Source organism: Sporosarcina sp. resist, from assembly GCF_014302295.1.
Classification (GTDB): domain Bacteria; phylum Bacillota; class Bacilli; order Bacillales_A; family Planococcaceae; genus Sporosarcina; species Sporosarcina psychrophila.
Map to the genome: position 1 here is coordinate 1956540 of NZ_CP060287.1, position 21616 is coordinate 1978155.

Sequence of the window (21616 nt, forward strand, 5' to 3'; positions counted from 1 at the left end):
TGAACTTTGGTAGTTGGAAAAAGGATTGTATGCATCCGGTTCGATTGACAAGCAACTACACGGTTGCTTATACTTAATGTATGAAGGACAAAGACGCTATATTCAAAGCACTTGGCGACTCGACTCGGCGGCTGATATTAGACGAACTATCCGAACGCAACGAGCTAACGTTGTATGAACTTACGGTACGTCTCATTACGAAGCACAACCTTACCATTTCGCGACAAGGGATAGCTAAACATCTTTCTGTATTGGAAGATGCAGGGCTTGTAAAATCAAAACGAAAGGGAAAATATCGAGTACTTATGTTCAACACCGAACCACTTAAAAACTTGCTGAATGGATGGATAAAGTGATTTTGTGGAAAAACAAGAAAAAATATTCCGCAGACGTAAGTAAGGGGATAAAAAGCGGATGAAGTCACTGAGTGTATTTTGAATGGTTTATTAAAAAAGGATATTATAGAAATAGGGTTTCGAACGAACTTGTGTTTTTCACTTGCAACCAGATTGTTAGCACAGCACTATACATCGCAAATATCAAAGGAGGCAAAAAACAGTATGAAAATTATTGTTACTAGTATATTCGTAGAAGATCAAGACAAGGCACTAGAGTTTTATTCAGAAACGTTGGGCTTTGTAAAAAAGCATGACGTTCCTACCGGAGAATTTAGATGGATTGCACTTGTTTCTCCCGAGGAGCAAGAAGGTACTGAGATTTTGCTCGAACCAAATAATCATCCAGCAGCCAAGGAGTATCAAAAGAAACTATTTGAAGAAGGCATACCTGTAACAATGTTTGGTGTTGAAGATGTTCGCAAAGAGTACGATAGGTTATTGAAACACGGCGTGAACTTTTCTATAGAGCCGACAGAAATGGGCGAAGTTACAATAGCTGTCTTCGATGATACATGTGGAAACCATATTCAGATAATCCAGCAGTAACTTTATGCGGATAACAGAGTAGAGTTAAGCTTAGCAACCTATTAACGCGTGGCACCAAAGCGTTTGGTATAGGAATGAACTGAGTATCTGCGTATGTAGGGAGTTTTTATTTAAACTAGCTAGTGATTCACTGAGCGGTTAATCAGCATTGCTTCAGCACTCAGTTTATTCCATCAAAGGGCACTTTTCCGGAGTAACGAAAAAAGTCCAATTTCTCAATTTTAATATTGAGAAATTGGACTTTTTTATATTTACTTATAGTGTTATGCAACTTAAAGAACAAAAAAGCTTGCCAGCCTTTCAAAATCCTCTACTGTATTGGTGTCGAATCAAAGCAGTGGAGGTCGATAGGAATGCTGGCAAAGCCTGAAGTGAATGTGCACATAAGCATAAGGGTAATGATGAATGCTTAAATAAAATCGTGTAGTTTGATTCACTGTTGGGGTCATTTAAGGAGTACATTCATTATTAACATGATAACGTCCTTTTGGTATTGCATAAGGAGAGCCTGAAACAGGGTCTTTTATCACCATACAATCGAGGCCGAATATGTCTTTAACTAATGTGCTTGTAATAACCTTTGATGGCTCACCCTCAACTATAAGCTTTCCTTTACGAAGTGCAAAAATATAGTCTGCATAGCGCGCGGACAAGTTTATATCATGAAGAACCATTACAATCGTAGTTCCGTGCTTTCGGTTAAGGTCTGTGAGTAGGTCAAGAATTTCGACTTGATATGTGATATCTAAAAAGGTTGTCGGTTCATCAAGAAATAAAATATCTGTTTGTTGAGCCAGAGCCATTGCGATCCAGACGCGCTGTCTTTGACCGCCAGAAAGCTCGTCAATATCATTATTTGCAAGCTCAGTTATATCCATAATACTCATAGCTTCGGCGACTGCATCATAATCCTTTTTTGTCCAACCGCTGAGCAATGATTGGTGCGGAAATCTTCCGCGTCCAACCAAATCAGCGACAGAAATTCCTTCTGGAACAATGGGGGATTGCGGTAGCAGTCCTAAAACACGAGCTAATTGTTTTGATGGGATTTTGCTGATGGGTCTTCCGTCAAGAGTGATTTTTCCAGACGTAGGCTTTATAAGCCTTGATAGTGTTTTAAGAAGCGTAGACTTTCCGCAGGCATTTGCTCCAATAATAACGCTTATTTTATTACTTGGGATAATAAGGCTGACTCCATGGATGATCGTTTTATTATCATAGCCCGCTACTATCTCTTCGGCTTGAAAAACATGTGTCGGTTTCATTATAATTCTCCCCTTCGATTCATTCGGATTAGCAGGAAGATCAGATACGGCGCTCCGAGTATTCCAGTAATGACGCCCACGGGGTATCTGGCCACAAAAGCAAATTGTCCGATTAGATCTGCCGCCAAAACTAAATTAACGCCAACAAGACCTGCGGGAATTGCGCTTGAGAAGCCAACTCCGACTAGTCTTTTTGCAATTGGTCCGGAGAGGAAGGAGACAAATGCTATTGGACCCGTGGTAGCAGTAGCAAGAGAAATCATGCAGACGGAACTAAAAATAAGCACAATTCTTGTCTTGTCCGTGTTCACTCCGAGAGAAGTGGCTGACTGTTCTCCAAGTTCCAATATACTTAGGTGTTTTCCTAGCACTATAATAATAGGTGTAAAGATGAAAACTGATAGTATCAAAGGCGGAAGTTCGTGCATTTGTGAGCCATTGAGGCTACCGCTGAGCCATCTGAACGCTGCGGGGAGATCTTGTTCTGCACCGATCAGTAGAAGATAGGATATTAAAGCGCCAAGCATGGCTTGTATGCCTATACCGATAAGAATTAATCTCCCGATTGAAAATGACTTTCCCCTAGATAATATGTAAATTAGTATTACAGTAGCAAGGCCAGCAATCACGGAAGCAATGGAAACAACAGCTCCGCTAGTATGAAGTATGACTATACAAAAAACAGCCGCTGCGCTCGAGCCGCTAGTAATACCGATTACATTCGGGTTAGCTAGGGGATTGCGCAACATAGTCTGAAAGGTGTTTCCGGCAATGCCGAAAGCGAATCCAGCGAAAAGACCTGCCAGCATTCTTGGTAGACGTATGGTATTAATGGCAAAAGAAGCACCTTGGAGTTCTTCTCCAGAAAGTACTCGGATTACATCTATTACGGGATAGATGGTGTTCCCCAGTAAAAGCATCGCACAGCAAAGAATGAATGCAAGTGCTGCCAGGGAGCCGGTAACAAGTATCCATCGACGGTGTCTTTGACGTCTGCCCGCCATAATAAACTTAACAGATTCATTTTTCATAATGACCGCACTTTCGATTTCATAGCTAATAGTATTAGTATCGGTGCTCCTATAAATGCTGTAACTACACCGACTTCAAGCTCTCCAGGGCTACCGATGAGCCTGCCGCTTACATCTGATACAGTCAAAATGATGGCTCCTGAAATAGCAGACATCGGTATAACAAAACGCAGGTCAGGGCCAAGAATAAGGCGCATGACGTGGGTTGATAAAAGCCCAACAAAGCCAATTGGACCTGCCAGGGCAGTAGCTGAGCCGCACAAAAGAACGGCCCCAAGAGCTGCAACAAGCCTCAGTATTCCTGTTTTAACGCCGAGTCCGGTTGCAACATCGTCTCCCAGGGCAAGTGCATTTAGTGCTGGTGCAGAAATAATAGCTATCAGTATTCCAATTATCAAAAAAGGGATAAAAGTCGTAATAGCGCTCCAGTTTGCTGAGCCAACACTTCCTACCTGCCAAAACCTGAATTGATCCATGACATGAGAACGTGGGATCATTATTGCGATGACTAGGGAAGAAAGGGCGGCACTTGTAGCGGCTCCCGCCAAAACAAGCTTAATGGGCGTAGCTCCACTACGCCCCATAGAGCCAATACCAAATACGAAAATCGCAGTAAGCGCAGCACCAGCTAAAGCTAGCCATATATATTGATTGGCGCTGCTTATGTTAAAGAATGCAATTCCGCAAACGACAAACAATGATGCACCTGTATTAACTCCCAGTATACTCGGGTCTGCAATCGGGTTGCGAGTGACCGCTTGCATAAGCGCTCCTGAAACTCCGAGTGCTGCACCGCAAAGTAAACTGAAAACTGTTCGTGAAATCCTTTTGCGAACCACATTTGCTTCGTAGGAGTTTACGTCAGGGTGAAATAAACCGTCCATCACTTCATTTAATCCCACCATACGAGAACCTAAAGCCAGGGATGCAAACATGCACAAGCCGAGCAGGACAAAACAGATCACCAGAACTGTTATAAAATTCTTCGGAATATGTAAGCTTGACTTTTTTATTTTGGAAACCGATATACTATTCATTTAATTTCTTAATGGCTCCTCCTATTAATTCAAGGTATTCATCAATCGTATAAGATATCGCAAGTGGATTTGGATTTCCAGAAGCGGCCATAGGAGTATCGTTACCAATGAACACAACAGAACCTCTTTGAATCGCTGGAATTTTGCCTAACAGGGGATCAGCTTTAACTGCTTCATAAAGGCTTTCATCACCATATCCAATTATGATATCAACGTCGTTAAGAATGTCAGCATTCTCAGCGCTTAATGACAATGAGTAGCTAGTAGGATCAGTAATCTGATTCGTGATACTTTCAGGATATTCCATACCTAGCTCAATTAGAAAAGCACCTCGAGGATCTTTAGGTGTATAAAGATGGAGTTTAGACATATCTTTAGCCGAGAAGTTGACCCAGGCAACTTTTTTGCCTTCCATCTCAGGATATTTACTTGATTCCTCCTCAATTAGTTTCTCAGTGTCCTTAATAAGTTGTTCGCCTTCTGCTTTCATTCCCATACCTGTTGAATTTAATATAACTTGGTCACGCCATTCGGTTGCCCAAGGAGCGTCCTGATAGGCTACGACTGGAGCGATTTTACTAAGAACATCATAGTCTTCCTGTGTTATACCCGAGTAAGCTGCAAGAATTACATCAGGATTTGCATCTGAAATAGCCTCAAAATCAAGACCATCGGTATCCTGGAAGATATTAGGTTCATCTGCGCCGAGTTCCTCGAGTTTTTTAGCTGTCCAAGGCAAAAGTCCGCTGTCATCCTGAACCCCGTAATTAGCGGCTGAGAAGCCTACAGGTATAACTCCAAGAGCGAGAACAACATCATGATTAGCCCATTGAACTGTAACAACTCGTTCAGGCTTGCTAGCAATTTCAGTTTCGCCAAATGCATGCTTTATTACGATCGGAAATTCAGTATTTTTATCTTGAGAAGCAGGTTTTTCTGTTTTAGATGTTTCGGTACTTTCCGATGATGAATCAGGTGTTGAACTTGATTTCTCACCTGAACAACCAACTAGTAGTATCATAGCCATTGCCGAAATTAGTAATGCTTTTAATGAGATTTTTAGTTTCGTATTCATTTTCATAACCTTCCTTATCGTAAAATGTATTTTTAGTGATTGGTGACTAACTTTACGGAATAAACTCACATTATTTATTTTGTAAAGTTTTTTGAAAGATGTTTTAACTTTACCTTCCGAAGATGATCAAAGAATCAGTAAGGGGATAAAATTTTTCTTTAATTGTCTCCTTTTTATAATTGATAATGATAATCATTCTCTATTAATGTATATTTACTTTGATAGGTTGTCAATGAAAATTTATTAGAGCTACTTGCGATGTACGGTTGGGAGGGAATAGGTATCCAAATCTTCTTTGATTTCCACGATTCATTGGTACTCAATAGTGTAATCTAGCCGCTTTAATATCCCTTCTGGAATTGGGAAATGAATTTTCGTCACTTTACTCTTACAAAATCAAAAAACTCTCAGTGATAATAATGCATAACAAAAAACTCAGAATTTTTTTAAAAAAAGGATGAACCTGGAGTTCTTTGCGCTATTTGGAATCAAGAAAACAGACGGCGGAAACTAAAAACATTCACCTATCTGTTTCTGATGCCTTGATTAATGCAGAAATGTTTAAAAATCAGTATAAGTTGATAGAACTAATTTGGATTAAACACTCCAAACATTGATGTATAAGTAAGACTTGGAAGCTATGTATTTAGATATAATTACTTAGATCAGGCTATCGTGCATATTTCATGTGACGATGCATATAATAAAGTTGACCATTGGCCATGACTAAGATTTATTCAAAGGAAAGGTTAATGGGCATCGGGGTGTCTTTTGTGGAATCCTGAGGTTAAAAATCTGGTGATGATTAGGCACCGTGAAAACTTGATACACTTACCGGACTTCGGGTACCGGAGGTTGGCAAGCAACATTATAACCTAATCATTATATTCGAGAGGAAGGGAGGGAGTAGTCATACTTACCTCTCTTCTTTTTGATTGGAAATAGGTGACTCATTATGATGAATAATGACAGGACAATAGCTTTCGAATGAAAAGGCGATTTGTAGTAGAAAAAAATTACTGTTTAACTCTTGTTAGAACAAATTATCAATTATAAACACCTAAATTATTATATGAATTTGGGACCATCAAAAGGGAAAGCCTGTACATTGTATATTGAATTATTCACGGATATTTCAATATTGGCTACGCATGCCGTTTTACAACGATTGGCGGAGGAATACTGTTTCTGCACCTTGACTTCTGACGGCTTAAAATCCTTTTTCTTTTGTTAAATAACGAGCAAACAATATACCCATTATACAGCCATACATAATGTGCCCTACAATCCAGTATGAAAATGAGGGAATACTAGTAAATGCAGGCGTTCTGTCGGAAAATGTGGTCGTAGGGAATATTGCTACACCAATGATGAAAGAGACGAAGGTACATAAAACAATGATTTTCCTACTAGATGAAATCTTTCCATTAATAATCATCAAATACAAACAAATCGATAAAGCTATCGAGACAATTAGATGAAAACCTACTTCAACAAGTTCTGGAAAGACAAACGTTTTGATGTAAGGAATATAATCGACGTTTAATAATAGCGTGTAAACTTTAAAACGAGTAATGTGCTCAATAATTTTTAATAATGCAGCTAAGAATAAACCTGAAATCAGTCCATATAAAAAAGCTCTTTGCAGGCCCCGTCTTGTTAAAAGCATATTTTCACTCCTTGCACTTATTTATTTCCATTTCAGTAAATGATGTTTAGTTCACTTCTTAGCGAGGTAAACTCCAATAGGGCTAAAAAAGGGAGTAGATAATGATGGATGAAAAAAAACAAGCACTGAAAATATTGAAAGAAAGCTTCGTGGGTACGATGGCTACAGTTCAACAAAACAAGCCACACACTCGTTATATGACTTTTTTCAGTGATGAATTTACGCTTTACACCGCAACATCAAAACAAACGCAGAAAGTGGATGAACTTGAAGTGAATCCACATACCCATATCTTAATTGGTTATGAAGGAGAAGGTGTGGGTGACGAATATCTTGAAATAGAAGGAACTGTCAGTATTTCCGACGATGAAAGTGTAAAAGAAAAAGTATGGAATGAGCATCTGAAACCATGGTTCAGTGGTCCTGAGGATTCCGATCTTGTTATCTTGAAAATTTCACCAGATTCAATTCGGCTGATGAATAAAAAAGGTGACGAACCAAAAGAGATTACACTATGAACAAAGAGGTACCAGCATTAGGAGCTGGTACCTTTTTTTGGTTTATTGGCGTAAGGCTTCTTCAAGTGAACTGGTGACGTGGATTGCCTGAAGTGTTTTGTTTGTTGCGTAGTCGAGTGCACCCATGCCACCTAGGTAAAAATCAATATGTTTATTATTAGCTGCAAACTGATCTAAACTCTCCAGTAAATCCGGATCATTTATAAAAGGGGCTGTTGTTGTTGCTGATAGCAGTACTTTTGCAGGCTTCAATTTTTCTACCAGAGACTCTATGGCGCCAGGAGCAGGAGAAGTACCAACCAATACTGTTTTCCAGCCTTTCATCATAAATTGCAATAATAGTATGTGCAAAGGGATTTCATGACGTTCATAAGGCAGGCATGCTCCTAAGACTAAAGGTGCATCGTCACTGCTTTGATAGTTACGACGAATTTGCACTAGGAAGTCTCGTACGACCAAGCTTGAGACAGATTCCTGATACTCGCTCCATTCCTTCATGTGCCATTTATTACCGACCTCATTTAAAAATGGAACAATCACAGATGTTAAAAAATCGTTTAATCCGAAAGAATGATAAGCCTGCTGCAACACTAGATATAATTCCAATTCATCACAATAGGATCCTTTTTCTAGAAGTTGAAAGACATAATCATTTAGCAATTTTTGATGTTGAATCGCATGGATTGGATCTGGAACAGTATCTAACAACTTACGTCTATCCTTTGTAAGTTCGACAGCACGCTTAATGGAATGTCCTTGCCCAGAAAGAGTCTTCACATTTAATAGGGAGTTGATATCTGCCTCACTATATATACGATAGCCATTTTCTAATCGATTGGGTTGTACAAGATTATAACGTTCTTCCCACTTGCGGATTACTTGTTTCGATAATCCTGTCATGTCTGAAACTTGTTGTATAAAATATAAACCATTAGAATCTGCTGGAGTGATTATGTTCATTACATCCTTTCGACAAACTAGAAGTCTTAGTGTAAGTATAGGGAATTTGGATGTTTTGTACAATGTTGTAGTTTTAACGTTATACAATGGGGAAATTCGATCCCAACACAGCCTATCATTTGGCTAGGTCTGTTGGGATAGGTGTTGGCTTTCCAAACAAATAGCCTTGGAATAATTCGTATCCGACCTCTTTCAACCATTCAAAGTCTTCTCGCTCTTCAATCCCTTCAGCAAGCGGAATTGCACCAACTTGTAAGGCACTCGATAAAAACTTTTTAGCAGCTGCCTGTTTTGTTAAATCACCAGATACCCCCTGTACAAATTTCATGTCTAACTTCATATAATTGGGCATTAATTGTTCAAGGACTTCAATTGTGCTAAAGCCTACACCCACATCATCCAGCGCGTAGTGTAAACCCCTTTCTCTGTAAAAAGTTAATATTTTTTTCAAATGCTCAATATCATCCACACTTTCTGTCTCAACTACTTCAAAGACTAATTGAGAAAAAGGGATCCCCAACTGAATTGCAAGTTGAACGGTAGTTCTGAGACAATGTTCGGGAGAGTAGATTGAAGTCGGGATAAAGTTAATGAACACTTTCTTATGAATAGCGGCGGCGTTCCTAACGGCAGCAATTCTGCAAACGCGATCTAGCGCATAAGTACGGTTTCTTTTTTTTGCTGCTGTAAATACTTTACTTGGAGCCACAGAATTTCCGTTATCATCTTGGAAACGGGCCAGCATTTCATAAGCAAAGACTTCTTGGCTTTTCGTAACGATTGGCTGTATGTGAAATGTGACGTTGTTTTTAAGTATGACCTGGTCAATCCATTTAAATTCTAGCAATTCAATTATTTCATTAATCGGTTTCCAGTCACTGTCGTCCACTTTAAAATAAATTGACTTTACTTCCATTACATCACTGAAATAATCGTATAGCCCCGCAACCGCAGCCTCTCTTACAACAATGATATTATCACGGGAGTTGACCAATAAGTCGTTACTTTTAAGGTAAGACATAAGTTGGGGAAGGTGAGTTAAATTACTTTCTCCAGAAATACGGATTTTGTAAAACAGCTCCGTTGGATTGCATGAAGTACAAATGTGCATATAGTCTCCTCCTAATCTTTGGCTAGAATCCTCTCCATCTAGTATATAACAACCCTTATCATTTGTATAACGTTTTATTGTTTAGAGTGTACAAAGGTTTGACAAACTTTTATTACTCTGTTTTAATTGAGTTCAGAAATAGAAAAGAATTGAGAAGTTAGGAAAGGGGTAACAGTTTTGAATCGATTAAATTAATGGATAGATAGCTGCTAAATAATCTCGAAAATGTAAACTACTTAAACCAAAATTACATAAGGATGTGAAGAAATGTTTTTAGCTTTAAATGAAATTAAGAAAAACAAATTACGCTTTACGTTGATCATTGGTGTTCTAATGCTCGTATCATACTTAGTGTTCTTTCTATCGGGACTTGCTACAGGCTTAGAAAATCTGAATCGTGAATCAGTTGATAAATGGAAAGCAACAGAAATCATTTTGACAGAGGAATCGGATAAGAGCATGTACCAATCTTCATTAACAATTCAAGATGCAAATGAAATCGATGCTGAAGAAATTGCCGTAATCGGTCAAATAAATGCAGTTGCCGGCAATGGTGATAATAAGACGAACGTATCTATTTTTGGGATAAACAAAGATGAATTCATTATGCCGAATGTGACGGAAGGCAAAGAATTTGCAGAAGGCAATGAAGTTATCGCCAGTGATGCATTAAAAGAAGATGGATTTAAAGTAGACGATGAACTGCAATTATCATCATCTGACGAAATATTAACTATTGTAGGTTTCACAGACAATGCAAGATTTAATGCGGCTCCAGTGCTATATGGAGATTTGTCTACTTTCCAATCAGTGAAATTCGGTGAAGCAGCCGAAGCAAATAAGGAAAGTATAAGTGGAATTGTTGTTCGCGGGGATGAACCAATTGCTGACATGAAAAATGATTCATTGGAATCCATTGAAATTGAAACATTTATACGGAGTTTACCAGGGTACACGGAACAGAGTTTAACATTAAACTTCATGATTTATTTCTTGTTTGGTATTTCAGCGGTCATTGTTGCAATTTTCCTTTACGTATTGACCGTCCAAAAAATCAGTATGTTTGGCGTCATGAAAGCTCAAGGTATTTCTAATAACTATCTGTCACGTTCAGTCATTGCACAAACATTTATATTAGCTGCGATTGGTGTGGCAGTAGGTTTCGGATTGACGTTAATCACCGGTTCATTTCTACCAAGTGCGGTACCAGTAGCATTCGATGTTGTAACAATGGTCATCTACGGACTCGTACTAATAGGAGTTGCGATATTGGGTGCGGTGTTCTCAGTTCTTACAATTGTTCGAATCGATCCATTGAAAGCAATAGGAGGGTAAATGATGGTAGTTTTAGAATTAAAACAAGTGAAAAAGACATTCGGCAGTGGCCATAAAGAAATAGAAGCAATGAAGGAAACAAATTTTACTGCAGACAGGGGTGAGCTGATAGCTATTATCGGTCCGTCTGGTTCCGGTAAAAGCACATTTCTAACAATTGTCGGCGGGCTTCTTACACCCACTTCAGGGTCTGTGGTCATAAATGATAAGAATCTAGCGGATTTAAATGAGAAAGAGCGTTCAAAGATTCGGTTGAAGGAAATTGGGTTCATTCTACAAGCATCGAATCTAGTTCCATTTTTAACAGTCGCCAATCAGTTAAAACTATTGGACCAAGTTAAGAAAGAAAATATGACGAAAAAAAAATTAGAAGAGTTATATGATGACTTGGGTATTGGGGATTTACGAACTAAATACCCTGCAGACTTGTCTGGCGGAGAACGTCAGCGTGTGGCAATTGCCAAAGCGTTATACAGTAACCCTTCCATTATTTTAGCTGATGAACCAACAGCATCTCTTGACTCAGATCGTGCCTATGAAGTTATGGAACTACTGAAAAACGAAACAAAGAACAAAAACACAACGACCATTGTCGTCACACATGATATACGTCTCGTAGACTATTGCGACAAGGTATTCAAAATGACAGACGGTGTACTTGTGCAAGAAAAATAAAGAAGTCTGGTGCCTTACTAATGGTTAAGGCACCTTTCTCCATACATAGAAAATGAATTATGTAGAAAGAATCTTGAAAAGGTGGTGAAATCAAATGAACAGTAAACACTTGGACAGTGAGAAGCTATATTATGCTTTTGTCTCAGGCGCAAATAGGGTTATTAAACATAAGAATGAACTTAATAGAATAAATGTGTTTCCAGTAGCTGACGGTGATACCGGAACAAACTTAACATTTACGATGCAAAATATTATTGAAGAAACACAAATGAAAGGCTCTGCAAAAGAAACAATAGGATCGATTGCAGATGCGGCATTAACAGGTGCGAGAGGGAATTCTGGTATTATTTTTGCGCAGTTTCTGAATGGACTTCATCTAGGATTGGACGATGAAAAGGAGATAACGTTATCTGGTTTTTCTGAAGCAGTAGAAAGTGCGGTACTCTATGCATACAAATCAATCTCCAATCCAGTAGAAGGAACAATTATTTCGGTTATGAAAGATTGGAGTAACTCTCTTCGTTTACTAAAAGATCGTGTAACCGACTTTTCTCAACTATTTACCATCTCGCTGGAAGCCGCCACCCAATCACTACAATCCACGCGTAAGCAGCTTAAAGTATTAAGAGATGCTTCAGTGGTAGACGCCGGTGGAAAAGGATTTGTTTGTTTTCTTGAAGGTATAACTAATTACTTTTTGAAAGTAGAGGTTGAAGAAACAGACTACGTATCTGCTGACGTGGAATTTAAGGATAGTGGACGTGCGACTTGTTTCGCTATAAACGGATAAAACCGTGAAATGTGAGGATTACATTTTCGTAATCTAACTTTGTTTTCGATAGATGGAATGATAGGGACATGTCCCCTAGAAACATCCACACTGATACTCCTACATGCGTTCTATCCTGTTAGGGATTGAAGGTATGAAGCTAGGTGAAGTCGGGCGAAGGATACACTAAGTTCAGCTAATACAGTGAATATGGTATCTGATAGTTCGGGTGGCTATAAAATATCTATGATGAGAATGTTCTATTAGGAACTGACGAATTTCCGAATGTACGGGTCTAAACATTCGCCATATACGAAAGGTATGGTCATGCACAACGCATGGTAAGTTCACGATGAGTAAGAGTGTTCACTATGAAAACCGTGTAGCAGACTAAGTTGCTAACAGACTTACAGGCTCAAAGGGAACATCTAACGATATATGTACAGCTAGAAAACAAGGAACAAGGGAAGCAAAGAACGTTGTTAAGGGCTAGCACCCTAACGGTTGCTATAAGACAGATAATGTCGAAATGCATTTATTCTTGTGAAAGTAGGGGCATGAACCTTTGAAGTTACTGTAATGGTAATGGAGGAATAGCCCCAAGTCTACTTTAAATATAATAGTCGATTTTCTCAAAAGTGAATTGCAAAGGTCTGGTAAGAATGTGGGAATATCACACAAGAAAGGCGTGATGCCACAATGCAAACTAACCTAAGATATTGGGAATACTACAATATGACTGATACCTTTACTGATTTATATGAAAGGTCAAAACAAGATGAAAAATTCACTAGACTTTACGAATTAATCATCTCAAGAGAAAACATTCTCTTAGCTTTTCGTGCTATTAAATCAAATAAAGGGTCAAAAACACAAGGTACAGATGGTAGAACGATAAATAATATAAAAACCATGAAAGATGAAGAAATAGTTGCGGAAGTACAACGTATCCTGTTAAATTATCAACCTAAAAAAGTGAGACGAGTATTTATTCCTAAACCTAATGGAGATGAAAGACCATTAGGTATTCCATGCATTATGGATAGACTTATCCAACAATGTTTTAAACAAGTATTAGAACCGATTGCAGAAGCTAAGTTTTACAATCATAGTTATGGGTTTAGACCTTTACGGTCAACACATCATGCTATGGCTAGAACCCAATTTCTTATCAATCGAAATAAATTGCACTTTGTAGTAGACATTGATATTAAAGGATTTTTCGACAATATCAATCACACGCTGCTAATAAAACAATTGTGGAATATAGGAATACAAGATAGACAAGTCCTGAAAATCATCAGTAAAATGCTCAAAGCAGAGATTGATGGAGAAGGCATACCAACTAAAGGAACACCACAAGGCGGAATCTTATCCCCCTTATTATCTAATATCGTTCTAAACGATTTAGACCAATGGGTAGCTGGACAATGGGAACTCTTTGAAACGCAACACAAATATACACAGTGGAATAAATACACAGCACTAAAGAACACCAAACTAAAAGAGGGTTTCATTGTCCGTTATGCAGATGACTTTAAAATCATGTGTAAAGACTGGAAGACAGCTGAAAAGTGGTTTCATGCAGTTAGGCTTTACCTAAAAGACCGTCTTAAACTCGATATATCACCAGAAAAATCACAAATTGTGAATCTAAGAAAAAGCAAATCCGAATTTCTAGGATTCACAATAAGGGCAGAAATGAAAAGAAATATATTCGTAGCTCAAACTGGGGTAATGGATAAGAAAAAACAGGATATTAAGAAAGAGTATAGGGCAAGAATCAAAACATTAAGAAACTCCCCAACAGCACAAAATGCTAGGAAGTTTAATAGCTTCATACTCGGACTACACAACTATTTCATAAAAGCGACAATGGTTAATATAGAATTCTCACGAATGGCCTTTGACCTTTCAAATTTCACGATTAATCGTCTTAAAAGTGTAGGAAAATATGAAAAACCTAAAAATCCTACCAAAGTTTATAAGAAATTCTATAGAAACAACTTTAGAACCCATAAAGTTGCAGAAGTTTACCTTTTTCCCTTAGCGGATATAAAAACTTCTAATAATATGAATTTCTCACAAGACTTAACACCATTTACGGTAGGTGGAAGAGATAAAATTCATCAAAAGTTAAAGCCTGACATCTTTACAGAGATTAACAAACTCATGAACTCCTATATTCCAAATAGAACTACTGAATATATGGATAATCGTATCAGCAGATACAGCATGAAAAATGGTAAATGTGAAATCACTGAACTTTTTCTCTTTGCAGAAGATGTTCATTGCCATCACTACAAACCAATTAGTCTTGAAGGAACAGATGAATTTAAAAATCTGCGAATTCTTCATAAAGATGTTCACAGGTTAATACATGCAACAAAAGATGAAACAATAAATAGGTTAATTAAATTCCTAAAACTAACAGACGAACAAATAAAGAAAACAAACCAATATCGAAAGTTCTGTAACTTAGAACTTATTGACTGAAATTTAAAGTAGATGGAGCGCCGTATGATGGGAAACTGTCACGTACGGTGTGGAGCAGGGGAAAAGATGGAGATAATATCGAAGTCTTACCTATTGCTATTTCATTCGAATGAGAATACAAAACCAAGTCACAGATATTGTACGGAGGCGCTTATAAAAGGCGAGCAGATAGATTTGGAAATGTTGAGAAATAATCTATTAGATCTAGGAGAGTCGCTGATTGTCGCAGGAAGTCCGGAGAAGGTCAAGATTCATATCCATACAAACCATCCTGAGATACTGTTTGATAGACTAAGAGAATTTGGAATGATTATTCAGCAAAAAGCAGATGATATGCTTAGACAATTTGAAACTGTTCATAGTAGGAAACATAAAATTGCGCTAGTTACAGATTCAATTGCTGACTTACCAAAAGATTTAATGGACAAGCACCAAATCCATATGATTCCTTTGAATCTACTTATAGGTGATAATAGTTATTTAGACAAATTGACAATTAGTCCTTCTTATTTGTATGAATCAATGGATGATGCCAAAAAATATCCGACATCTTCACAACCTACTGTAAAAGCAGTAGAAAGTTATTTGAATTCTATAGTGCCTTACTATGAATCAATCATTGTGATTACCGTCTCTAATAAAATGAGCGGAACATACGATACGATTGTCAATGCAGCGAAGAAAATTAAAAGCACCGGTGCAAAAATTGCGGTAATAGATTCGATGTTAAACTCAGGCGGACAAGGTCTAGTTGTTTTAAAGGCTGCTGAAGCGATTGAGAAAGACGTAGAATTTACGAATGTAATTGAAATAATTAACGATACAATCAAGAAAACAAAAATCTTTGTGAGCGTTGATACGTTGAAGTACATGGTTCGTTCAGGACGCATTAAAAAATATACAGGTCTTGCTGCTAAAATGCTGAATTTAAAACCTCTTGTATCCATTAATAACACTGGAGATGGCATAGTTATTGGTAAAGCACTTAGTGTGAAAGCTAATACTAAAAAAATGCAAGCTTTGGTAAGGGAAATTACTCGTACGAAAAAGATTGTCAGTTATTCAATCGTTCATGCAAATGCGATTGATCGGGCGAATGAATATGAACAAATTTTCTCGCCTCTTATAGGAAGAACACCTGAATACATCACTGAAATATCTTCAATTGTAGCTATGAATGCGGGTGTGGGATGTGTTGCAATTGCATTGACAACAGAATAAAGGAGGTTTTATGATGTCAGCTGTTTATTTGGGTACGTTCATTACCTTGTTACTATTTTTCTTCATTTTTTTTCTGGTTGCTCAGAAAAAGAAAAACAACGGTCTAGTCGATATTGCATGGGGACTTGGATTTGTCATAGCGGCAATTTTTAGTTACTTTGCTGGAGGGTTCCAAACTGATCGCGCAACTCTCATAACAATTTTAACTATTATTTGGGGAGTACGGTTAGCGTATTACTTATTCAAAAGAAATTGGAATAAGCCTGAGGATTACCGCTATGTTAATATGAGGAAAAGATGGGGAACTAATTTTGTCTATTTAAAAATATTTCTAAATGTATATGTACTCCAGTTAGTATTGCTATTTATCATTGCGCAACCTATTTTACTGACAAATGTATCTTCTACAAAAGGTCTTGGAACGCTGGATTATATTGGATTGATAGTTTGGATAATCGGATTTTTCTTTGAAGTCGTAGGAGATAATCAGTTGAAATCTTTCATTAAAAAACCTGAGAATAAAGGGAAGTTGATGAAGTATGGTTTATGGAAGTATACGCGTCATCCTAATTATTTTGGAGAGGCAACCATGTGGTGGGGAATTTTTCTAATCGCCTTCTCTTCACCTAATGGATGGATAGGAATAATTAGTCCAATCATCATTACTTTGCTTCTATTATTTGTATCAGGAGTACCTTTGCTCGAAAAGAAATATAAGAATCATCCTGAATTCGCTGACTATGCAATGCGAACGAGTAAATTTGTACCAATGCCTCCAAAAAAATAGTAAGCAAATTGGACATACTACGGATAACTGATTTGAAGGATGAGATGTAGTTGAAAAAAATAATTGTCTGGTTTAGAAAAGATTTACGAGTACATGACAACCCCGCTTTGTGGGAAGCAGCCCAGCAAGGAATGATTATTCCTGTTTTTATCTGGTCGGAAGAAGAAGAGCATGAAAACACCTCAAACTTAGTAGGGCAATGGTGGCTTCATCATTCATTGATAGCGTTGAAAAAAAAGCTAGAATCAATTGGTTTATCCCTCATTTTTAGACGAGGTAGCAGTTTAAAAGAGCTTTCTTTACTTTGTAAACAAACAAAAGCAGATGCTGTTTTTTTTGGTGAAAGATATGAGCCATCTATTATTAGAAGAGATAACGCGATTACTCAAAACCTGTTTTCTAATGGGATGGAAGTTCGTTCATTTCCTTCAAATCTACTCTTCGTACCTGGTGATTTACTGAATCAAAAGAATGAACCTTATAAAGTGTTTACAGCTTTTTGGAAAAGGACGATGGGGGAGTCTGTTAATCGTCCGCTTCCTATTCCAGTTGACATTAATCCATTCAATCAAGTTCTTCCGTCTCTACAAGTGGAAGAACTTGATTTGTTACCAGTGAATCGCTGGAATGAAAAGTTCCATCCGCACTGGGAGCCAGGTGAAAAGGGCGCTATTACGAGATGGGAAAAATTTACCGATGATGGCCTCAGCCGATACGTTGAGGGGCGTGATATCCCCTCTTCAGATTCGGTTTCATTATTGTCGCCCCATTTAGCCTGGGGAGAAATAAGTGTTAGAGCAATTTGGTATTCAGCTAAGCGGCTGAACGAAACGGAAACAGGAGAGTACATGCAATCATCCATCGATGCCTTTTTGAGGCAGTTAGTATGGCGTGAGTTCGCATATCACCAGCTCATTCATTTTCCGGAAGTGCTACAAGTCCCTTTACGTGAAAAATTCACAGCATTTCCTTGGCAGGGTTCTAATGAAGAATTTGCTAAATGGCAAAAAGGTTTGACGGGTTATCCTCTAGTCGATGCGGGAATGCGAGAATTATGGCAGACGGGTGTAATCCATAATCGGGTTCGAATGGTTGTCGCCTCATTTTTAGTTAAACATTTACTCATATCCTGGGTAGAAGGATCTAGCTGGTTCAAGGACACGCTAATTGATTTTGATGCGGCTAACAATGCAATGGGTTGGCAGTGGGTCGCTGGGTCAGGGATCGATGCGGCGCCGTATTTCCGGATATTCAATCCGATTCTTCAAAGTCAAAAGTTTGATCCGGAAGGAATATATATTCGGAAATGGGTTCCCGAACTTGCTGGAATTTCTTCGAAGTTTATCCATGAACCATGGAAAACACCCGCAAATTTACTACATGAATCCGGCATCGTACTTGGCAAAACGTATCCGCTCCCTATCGTTGATCATTCACTTGCCAGAATTCGTGCGTTAGAAGCATACGCGCAAGTTAAAAATAAATCATAATACGTCTGTTGATGAACCATTTATTTGCAAAAATACTGGTGAGTCGGGCTTGATGAATTTCATTTTCACAGCACTATTTTCGGCCCGCTTTCGACTAACTATTCAGGATAGATTTACTGTGGGGTCCGAGTGTGGCGAGAGGTAATACTGTTTAGCAAAAAGTATGCTCCTAATCATGTGATACCTTATAGAAAGTGGCACTTCTTTACTAAAAAAGGAAAAAACCTTATAGAAAGCATCAGCCGCCAAAATTGCATCTTCGGCGGCTTTTCTCTAGCTTAAATGTCAGCTATTCTTTAGTCAAAAAAATTTTCTGCACCACGAATACTTATGCATTTGGAGCAGGGCGGATGAAGGGCCACCAGACGATTACCGAAAAAACTGTGTAGAGATGCGACAAAGTCGCATCTCTACACAGACAGACATCCCGGTAATTGTTTAGAAGCCATTCAACCAACGCAATCGGAAAATGCAACTATACAAGTAGCGCCCAGTAGGTGATTATGTTATTCACGGGAAAGGATAATGGATATTAGGATGACTCTCTGGTATCCGAATATAAAAAAACACCATTCAAATCTGAGTGGTGTTTTTTCTATTTTCAATTCACTTGTAATGAAACATCAAGCAACAGTGTGGCCGATGCCGCTAGAAAAGGGCTTGTAAGTACTTTAATCCGTGGGCCAGTTGAATTGCGGTCCATTTTAAACAAAATCCTATTTATGAACTGCACCCCTGCTGAATAATTGAAGCTGCAGTTATTAATGCGGACGGTTCCTTATTCTCTATATCTTATAGCTAATCCTTTTAAGAAATTCCTTGCGTATCTGTCAAGGCACTCTTTATAATTCTTGTGTCCTTCTTTTCTTAATACAGCACCTAATTCACCTTTTGTTATAACGACTCCTGCTTCTTCTAATATTTCAAGCATATCATCGCTTGTTAATGATAGTGCTATTTTCACTTTTTTTAGAAGGATATTATTAACGCTTTCATAATTTTTTATAGCCAGTGCCGGTTTTTCAGCTTGTCCTGGTTTTGGATCTTGTTGCCCTCTTTTGAAAATAATAAAGCCATTTAAAAATGAATCTAACATACTATTACTACACTTTAAAGTCCCTTCATTTTCAGCTGCATCATGGTAATTGTCATCTGATTTTATGAGCAACATGGACACTTCTTCTTGTGTTACTTCAACGCCGCCAAGTTTAAATATCTCTACCATAACCGAGTCTTTTATATCTAGAGCATATCGTAATCTAATTAATATATCATTATTATTCATGTATAAACCTCCAGTGAAATTGTACTATTTACGTAATTGAATCATCATTTTTAAAGTGGAAAAAGGCAATCAAAGTTAACTTAATAATAGCACATAAAATTAGTTTAACCTTTTTTTTGTTATATCAGACTTTAAAATAGACGAATTCCTATCCGCATTAAAAATTCAGGGTAAGGTGAGTGTGAAATCATAGCTTTCCTCATCAATAAAATCCCTATATAATATAGTAGAAACGGAATATGGGTCCCGGTTGTGGACAGTTTTAAATTTTGAAGAATTATTCTTAGTGAAGGAACAGGTGTAAAACATATGAGTTTATTGACTGTAGCAAATTTAAGTCACGGCTTCGGTGATCGTGCGATTTTCGAAGACGTCTCTTTTCGGTTATTGCAAGGAGAGCACATCGGCTTAATCGGCGCCAATGGCGAAGGTAAGTCGACGTTCATGAACATTATTACGCGCAAGTTAGAACCTGACGCGGGAACGGTAAGTTGGGCGAAGCGGGTGCGGGTCGGGTATTTGGATCAACACGTTGCATTGAAACAAGGGATGAGCATTCGCGATGTGCTGCGGACCGCTTTTCAATATCTTTATGACCAGGAGACAGAAATGAATGCGCTCTTTGCCAAGATGGCTGAGGTAGATGCAGATGAACTGGAAGTCCTTCTTGAGGAGACGGGTCAGATGCAGGAAGAATTGACGAACAATGATTTTTATATCGTCGATTCCAAAGTCGATGAAGTAGCGAACGGACTAGGATTAAATGAATTTGGTCTAGATCGGGACGTTCATGATTTGAGTGGGGGGCAGCGGACAAAAGTGTTGCTTGGTAAGTTATTATTGGAAAAACCGGACATTCTTCTTCTTGATGAGCCGACGAACTATTTGGATGTTGAGCATATTGATTGGCTACGCAATTATTTGCAGAACTATGCGAATGCTTTCATATTGATTTCCCATGATATACCATTCTTGAATAGCGTTATTCAGCTTATCTACCACATGGAAAATCAGCAGATCACTCGATATTCTGGGGATTACGATGAATTTTTGCGCGTGCATGAAATGAAGAAGCAACAGGTGGAAGCCGCCTATAAAAAGCAACAGAAGGAAATTTCAAACCTTAAAGACTTCGTGGCACGTAACAAAGCGAATGCAGCGACGAGTAAAATGGCTATGTCCAGGCAGAAGAAGCTAGATAAGATGGATGTCATCGAATTAGATGCCGAAAAGCCGAAGCCACAATTCTCCTTTAAACAGGCAAGGACCCCGGGGAAATATCTGTTCGAAACAAAGGAACTCGTGATTGGCTATGATGAACCGTTGTCAAATGCCTTGGATCTTACGATGGAACGTGGGCAGAAAATCGCTTTGTCTGGTGCGAATGGTATTGGGAAAACAACTCTCTTAAAGAGCATTCTAGGAGAAATCCCTGCACTTGCCGGTTCTGTTACTCGTGGTGACCATCTGGAAATCGGGTACTTCGAACAGGAAGCCAAATCGGAAAACAACAATACTTGCCTTGAAGAAGTATGGGAGGATTTTCCGCATTTTACGCAATACGAAGTGCGTGCTGCCCTTGCGCGATGCGGGTTAACGACCAAACATATTGAGAGCAAGGTGAAGGTGCTAAGCGGTGGAGAAAAGGCGAAAGTGCGTCTTTGTAAACTGCTTAACCGCGAAACAAATTTGCTCGTCCTTGACGAACCGACAAATCACCTTGATAGAGACGCGAAAGAGGAATTGAAACGTGCCTTAAAGGAATACAAAGGCAGCGTGCTACTTATTTCTCATGAACCTGATTTTTATGAAGGCCTTGTAACTGATGTTTGGAACGGCGAAAATTGGACGACCAAGATGTTTTGAGTGGCTTGAACTTAGGTAGTTGAAATTAATTCGAATAGAATAATGAACCAAACAAAAGTCTCTCACAATTTGCGAATTGGTG

At 38.4% G+C, this 21616-nt stretch carries 19 protein-coding genes; 11 read left to right on the forward strand and 8 right to left on the reverse strand.

Annotated features, from left to right (window positions below):
• The first annotated feature begins 80 nt into the window (after positions 1 to 80).
• Positions 81 to 356: an ArsR/SmtB family transcription factor gene (locus tag H7992_RS09740; protein WP_187047422.1), complete on the forward strand. Its 276-nt coding sequence runs from the start codon at positions 81 to 83 to the stop codon at positions 354 to 356.
• 204 nt (positions 357 to 560) lie between these two features.
• Positions 561 to 944, forward strand: coding sequence for a VOC family protein (locus tag H7992_RS09745; protein ID WP_067207969.1), 384 nt, complete (start codon positions 561 to 563; stop codon positions 942 to 944).
• 449 nt (positions 945 to 1393) lie between these two features.
• Here H7992_RS09745 and H7992_RS09750 read toward each other — a convergent pair whose 3' ends face one another.
• The 5 genes from H7992_RS09750 to H7992_RS09770 form a co-directional block, all read right to left on the reverse strand.
• Positions 1394 to 2209, reverse strand: coding sequence for an ABC transporter ATP-binding protein (locus tag H7992_RS09750; RefSeq protein ID WP_187047423.1), 816 nt, complete (start codon positions 2207 to 2209; stop codon positions 1394 to 1396).
• Entirely contained in the window at positions 2209 to 3240 is a 1032-nt protein-coding gene (locus H7992_RS09755) for a FecCD family ABC transporter permease (RefSeq protein ID WP_067207974.1), read from the reverse strand. Before H7992_RS09755 ends, H7992_RS09750 begins: the two co-directional genes overlap by 1 nt.
• A complete protein-coding gene (locus H7992_RS09760) occupies positions 3237 to 4277 on the reverse strand; it encodes a FecCD family ABC transporter permease (RefSeq protein ID WP_187047424.1) in 1041 nt (346 codons plus the stop codon). The genes H7992_RS09755 and H7992_RS09760 overlap by 4 nt, the downstream gene beginning before the upstream one ends.
• Complete coding sequence (locus H7992_RS09765) at positions 4270 to 5352, reverse strand: iron-siderophore ABC transporter substrate-binding protein (protein ID WP_187047425.1); 1083 nt, start codon at positions 5350 to 5352, stop codon at positions 4270 to 4272. Before H7992_RS09765 ends, H7992_RS09760 begins: the two co-directional genes overlap by 8 nt.
• A gap of 1210 nt (positions 5353 to 6562) precedes the next feature.
• Positions 6563 to 7021, reverse strand: a complete 459-nt coding sequence (locus H7992_RS09770) for a hypothetical protein (RefSeq protein WP_187047426.1) — start codon at positions 7019 to 7021, stop codon at positions 6563 to 6565.
• Between the two features lie 104 nt (positions 7022 to 7125).
• Here H7992_RS09770 and H7992_RS09775 point away from each other — a divergent pair, with 104 nt between their 5' ends.
• Positions 7126 to 7539, forward strand: a complete 414-nt coding sequence (locus H7992_RS09775; RefSeq protein ID WP_187047846.1) for a pyridoxamine 5'-phosphate oxidase family protein — start codon at positions 7126 to 7128, stop codon at positions 7537 to 7539.
• A 42-nt stretch (positions 7540 to 7581) separates the two neighbouring features.
• Here the strand turns inward: H7992_RS09775 and H7992_RS09780 are convergent, their stop codons facing one another.
• Together H7992_RS09780 and H7992_RS09785 are read right to left on the reverse strand one after the other, a co-directional pair.
• Positions 7582 to 8499 carry a MerR family transcriptional regulator gene (locus H7992_RS09780; protein WP_187047427.1) on the reverse strand — a complete coding sequence of 306 codons (918 nt, stop codon included), beginning with the start codon at positions 8497 to 8499 and terminating at the stop codon, positions 7582 to 7584.
• Positions 8500 to 8614: 115 nt separating this feature from the next.
• Complete coding sequence (locus tag H7992_RS09785; protein WP_187047428.1) at positions 8615 to 9610, reverse strand: EAL domain-containing protein; 996 nt, start codon at positions 9608 to 9610, stop codon at positions 8615 to 8617.
• A gap of 267 nt (positions 9611 to 9877) precedes the next feature.
• Between H7992_RS09785 and H7992_RS09790 the strand changes: the two genes are divergently transcribed.
• From H7992_RS09790 to H7992_RS09820, 7 genes are all read left to right on the forward strand, one after another.
• Positions 9878 to 10945 (forward strand): ABC transporter permease, encoded by a 1068-nt coding sequence (locus H7992_RS09790; RefSeq protein WP_187047429.1) that lies wholly within the window; start codon positions 9878 to 9880, stop codon positions 10943 to 10945.
• A gap of 3 nt (positions 10946 to 10948) precedes the next feature.
• Entirely contained in the window at positions 10949 to 11620 is a 672-nt protein-coding gene (locus tag H7992_RS09795) for an ABC transporter ATP-binding protein (protein WP_187047847.1), read from the forward strand.
• Positions 11621 to 11714: 94 nt separating this feature from the next.
• Entirely contained in the window at positions 11715 to 12410 is a 696-nt protein-coding gene (locus H7992_RS09800) for a DAK2 domain-containing protein (RefSeq protein ID WP_187047430.1), read from the forward strand.
• A 678-nt stretch (positions 12411 to 13088) separates the two neighbouring features.
• Positions 13089 to 14885, forward strand: coding sequence for a group II intron reverse transcriptase/maturase (ltrA, locus tag H7992_RS09805; protein ID WP_187044899.1), 1797 nt, complete (start codon positions 13089 to 13091; stop codon positions 14883 to 14885).
• A 66-nt stretch (positions 14886 to 14951) separates the two neighbouring features.
• Positions 14952 to 16106 (forward strand): DegV family protein, encoded by a 1155-nt coding sequence (locus H7992_RS09810; protein ID WP_187047431.1) that lies wholly within the window; start codon positions 14952 to 14954, stop codon positions 16104 to 16106.
• 13 nt (positions 16107 to 16119) lie between these two features.
• Positions 16120 to 16893 carry a DUF1295 domain-containing protein gene (locus H7992_RS09815; protein ID WP_187047432.1) on the forward strand — a complete coding sequence of 258 codons (774 nt, stop codon included), beginning with the start codon at positions 16120 to 16122 and terminating at the stop codon, positions 16891 to 16893.
• Positions 16894 to 16943: 50 nt separating this feature from the next.
• Positions 16944 to 18383 (forward strand): cryptochrome/photolyase family protein, encoded by a 1440-nt coding sequence (locus tag H7992_RS09820; RefSeq protein WP_187047433.1) that lies wholly within the window; start codon positions 16944 to 16946, stop codon positions 18381 to 18383.
• A gap of 778 nt (positions 18384 to 19161) precedes the next feature.
• Here H7992_RS09820 and H7992_RS09825 read toward each other — a convergent pair.
• Complete coding sequence (locus H7992_RS09825) at positions 19162 to 19668, reverse strand: YehS family protein (protein WP_067207997.1); 507 nt, start codon at positions 19666 to 19668, stop codon at positions 19162 to 19164.
• 309 nt (positions 19669 to 19977) lie between these two features.
• Here H7992_RS09825 and H7992_RS09830 point away from each other — a divergent pair, with 309 nt between their 5' ends.
• Positions 19978 to 21534, forward strand: coding sequence for an ABC-F family ATP-binding cassette domain-containing protein (locus tag H7992_RS09830; protein ID WP_187047434.1), 1557 nt, complete (start codon positions 19978 to 19980; stop codon positions 21532 to 21534).
• Positions 21535 to 21616 lie beyond the last annotated feature (82 nt).

Bases quoted from the DNA above. Each gene is read 5' to 3' on its own strand.
- H7992_RS09740 (WP_187047422.1), top strand. From the start codon at position 81: ATGAAGGACAAAGACGCTATATTCAAAGCACTTGGCGACTCGACTCGG.
- H7992_RS09745 (WP_067207969.1), top strand. From the start codon at position 561: ATGAAAATTATTGTTACTAGTATATTCGTAGAAGATCAAGACAAGGCA.
- H7992_RS09750 (WP_187047423.1), bottom strand. From the start codon at position 2,209: ATGAAACCGACACATGTTTTTCAAGCCGAAGAGATAGTAGCGGGCTAT.
- H7992_RS09755 (WP_067207974.1), bottom strand. From the start codon at position 3,240: ATGAAAAATGAATCTGTTAAGTTTATTATGGCGGGCAGACGTCAAAGA.
- H7992_RS09760 (WP_187047424.1), bottom strand. From the start codon at position 4,277: ATGAATAGTATATCGGTTTCCAAAATAAAAAAGTCAAGCTTACATATT.
- H7992_RS09765 (WP_187047425.1), bottom strand. From the start codon at position 5,352: ATGAATACGAAACTAAAAATCTCATTAAAAGCATTACTAATTTCGGCA.
- H7992_RS09770 (WP_187047426.1), bottom strand. From the start codon at position 7,021: ATGCTTTTAACAAGACGGGGCCTGCAAAGAGCTTTTTTATATGGACTG.
- H7992_RS09775 (WP_187047846.1), top strand. From the start codon at position 7,126: ATGGATGAAAAAAAACAAGCACTGAAAATATTGAAAGAAAGCTTCGTG.
- H7992_RS09780 (WP_187047427.1), bottom strand. From the start codon at position 8,499: ATGAACATAATCACTCCAGCAGATTCTAATGGTTTATATTTTATACAA.
- H7992_RS09785 (WP_187047428.1), bottom strand. From the start codon at position 9,610: ATGCACATTTGTACTTCATGCAATCCAACGGAGCTGTTTTACAAAATC.
- H7992_RS09790 (WP_187047429.1), top strand. From the start codon at position 9,878: ATGTTTTTAGCTTTAAATGAAATTAAGAAAAACAAATTACGCTTTACG.
- H7992_RS09795 (WP_187047847.1), top strand. From the start codon at position 10,949: ATGGTAGTTTTAGAATTAAAACAAGTGAAAAAGACATTCGGCAGTGGC.
- H7992_RS09800 (WP_187047430.1), top strand. From the start codon at position 11,715: ATGAACAGTAAACACTTGGACAGTGAGAAGCTATATTATGCTTTTGTC.
- ltrA (WP_187044899.1), top strand. From the start codon at position 13,089: ATGCAAACTAACCTAAGATATTGGGAATACTACAATATGACTGATACC.
- H7992_RS09810 (WP_187047431.1), top strand. From the start codon at position 14,952: ATGGAGATAATATCGAAGTCTTACCTATTGCTATTTCATTCGAATGAG.
- H7992_RS09815 (WP_187047432.1), top strand. From the start codon at position 16,120: ATGTCAGCTGTTTATTTGGGTACGTTCATTACCTTGTTACTATTTTTC.
- H7992_RS09825 (WP_067207997.1), bottom strand. From the start codon at position 19,668: ATGAATAATAATGATATATTAATTAGATTACGATATGCTCTAGATATA.
- H7992_RS09830 (WP_187047434.1), top strand. From the start codon at position 19,978: ATGAGTTTATTGACTGTAGCAAATTTAAGTCACGGCTTCGGTGATCGT.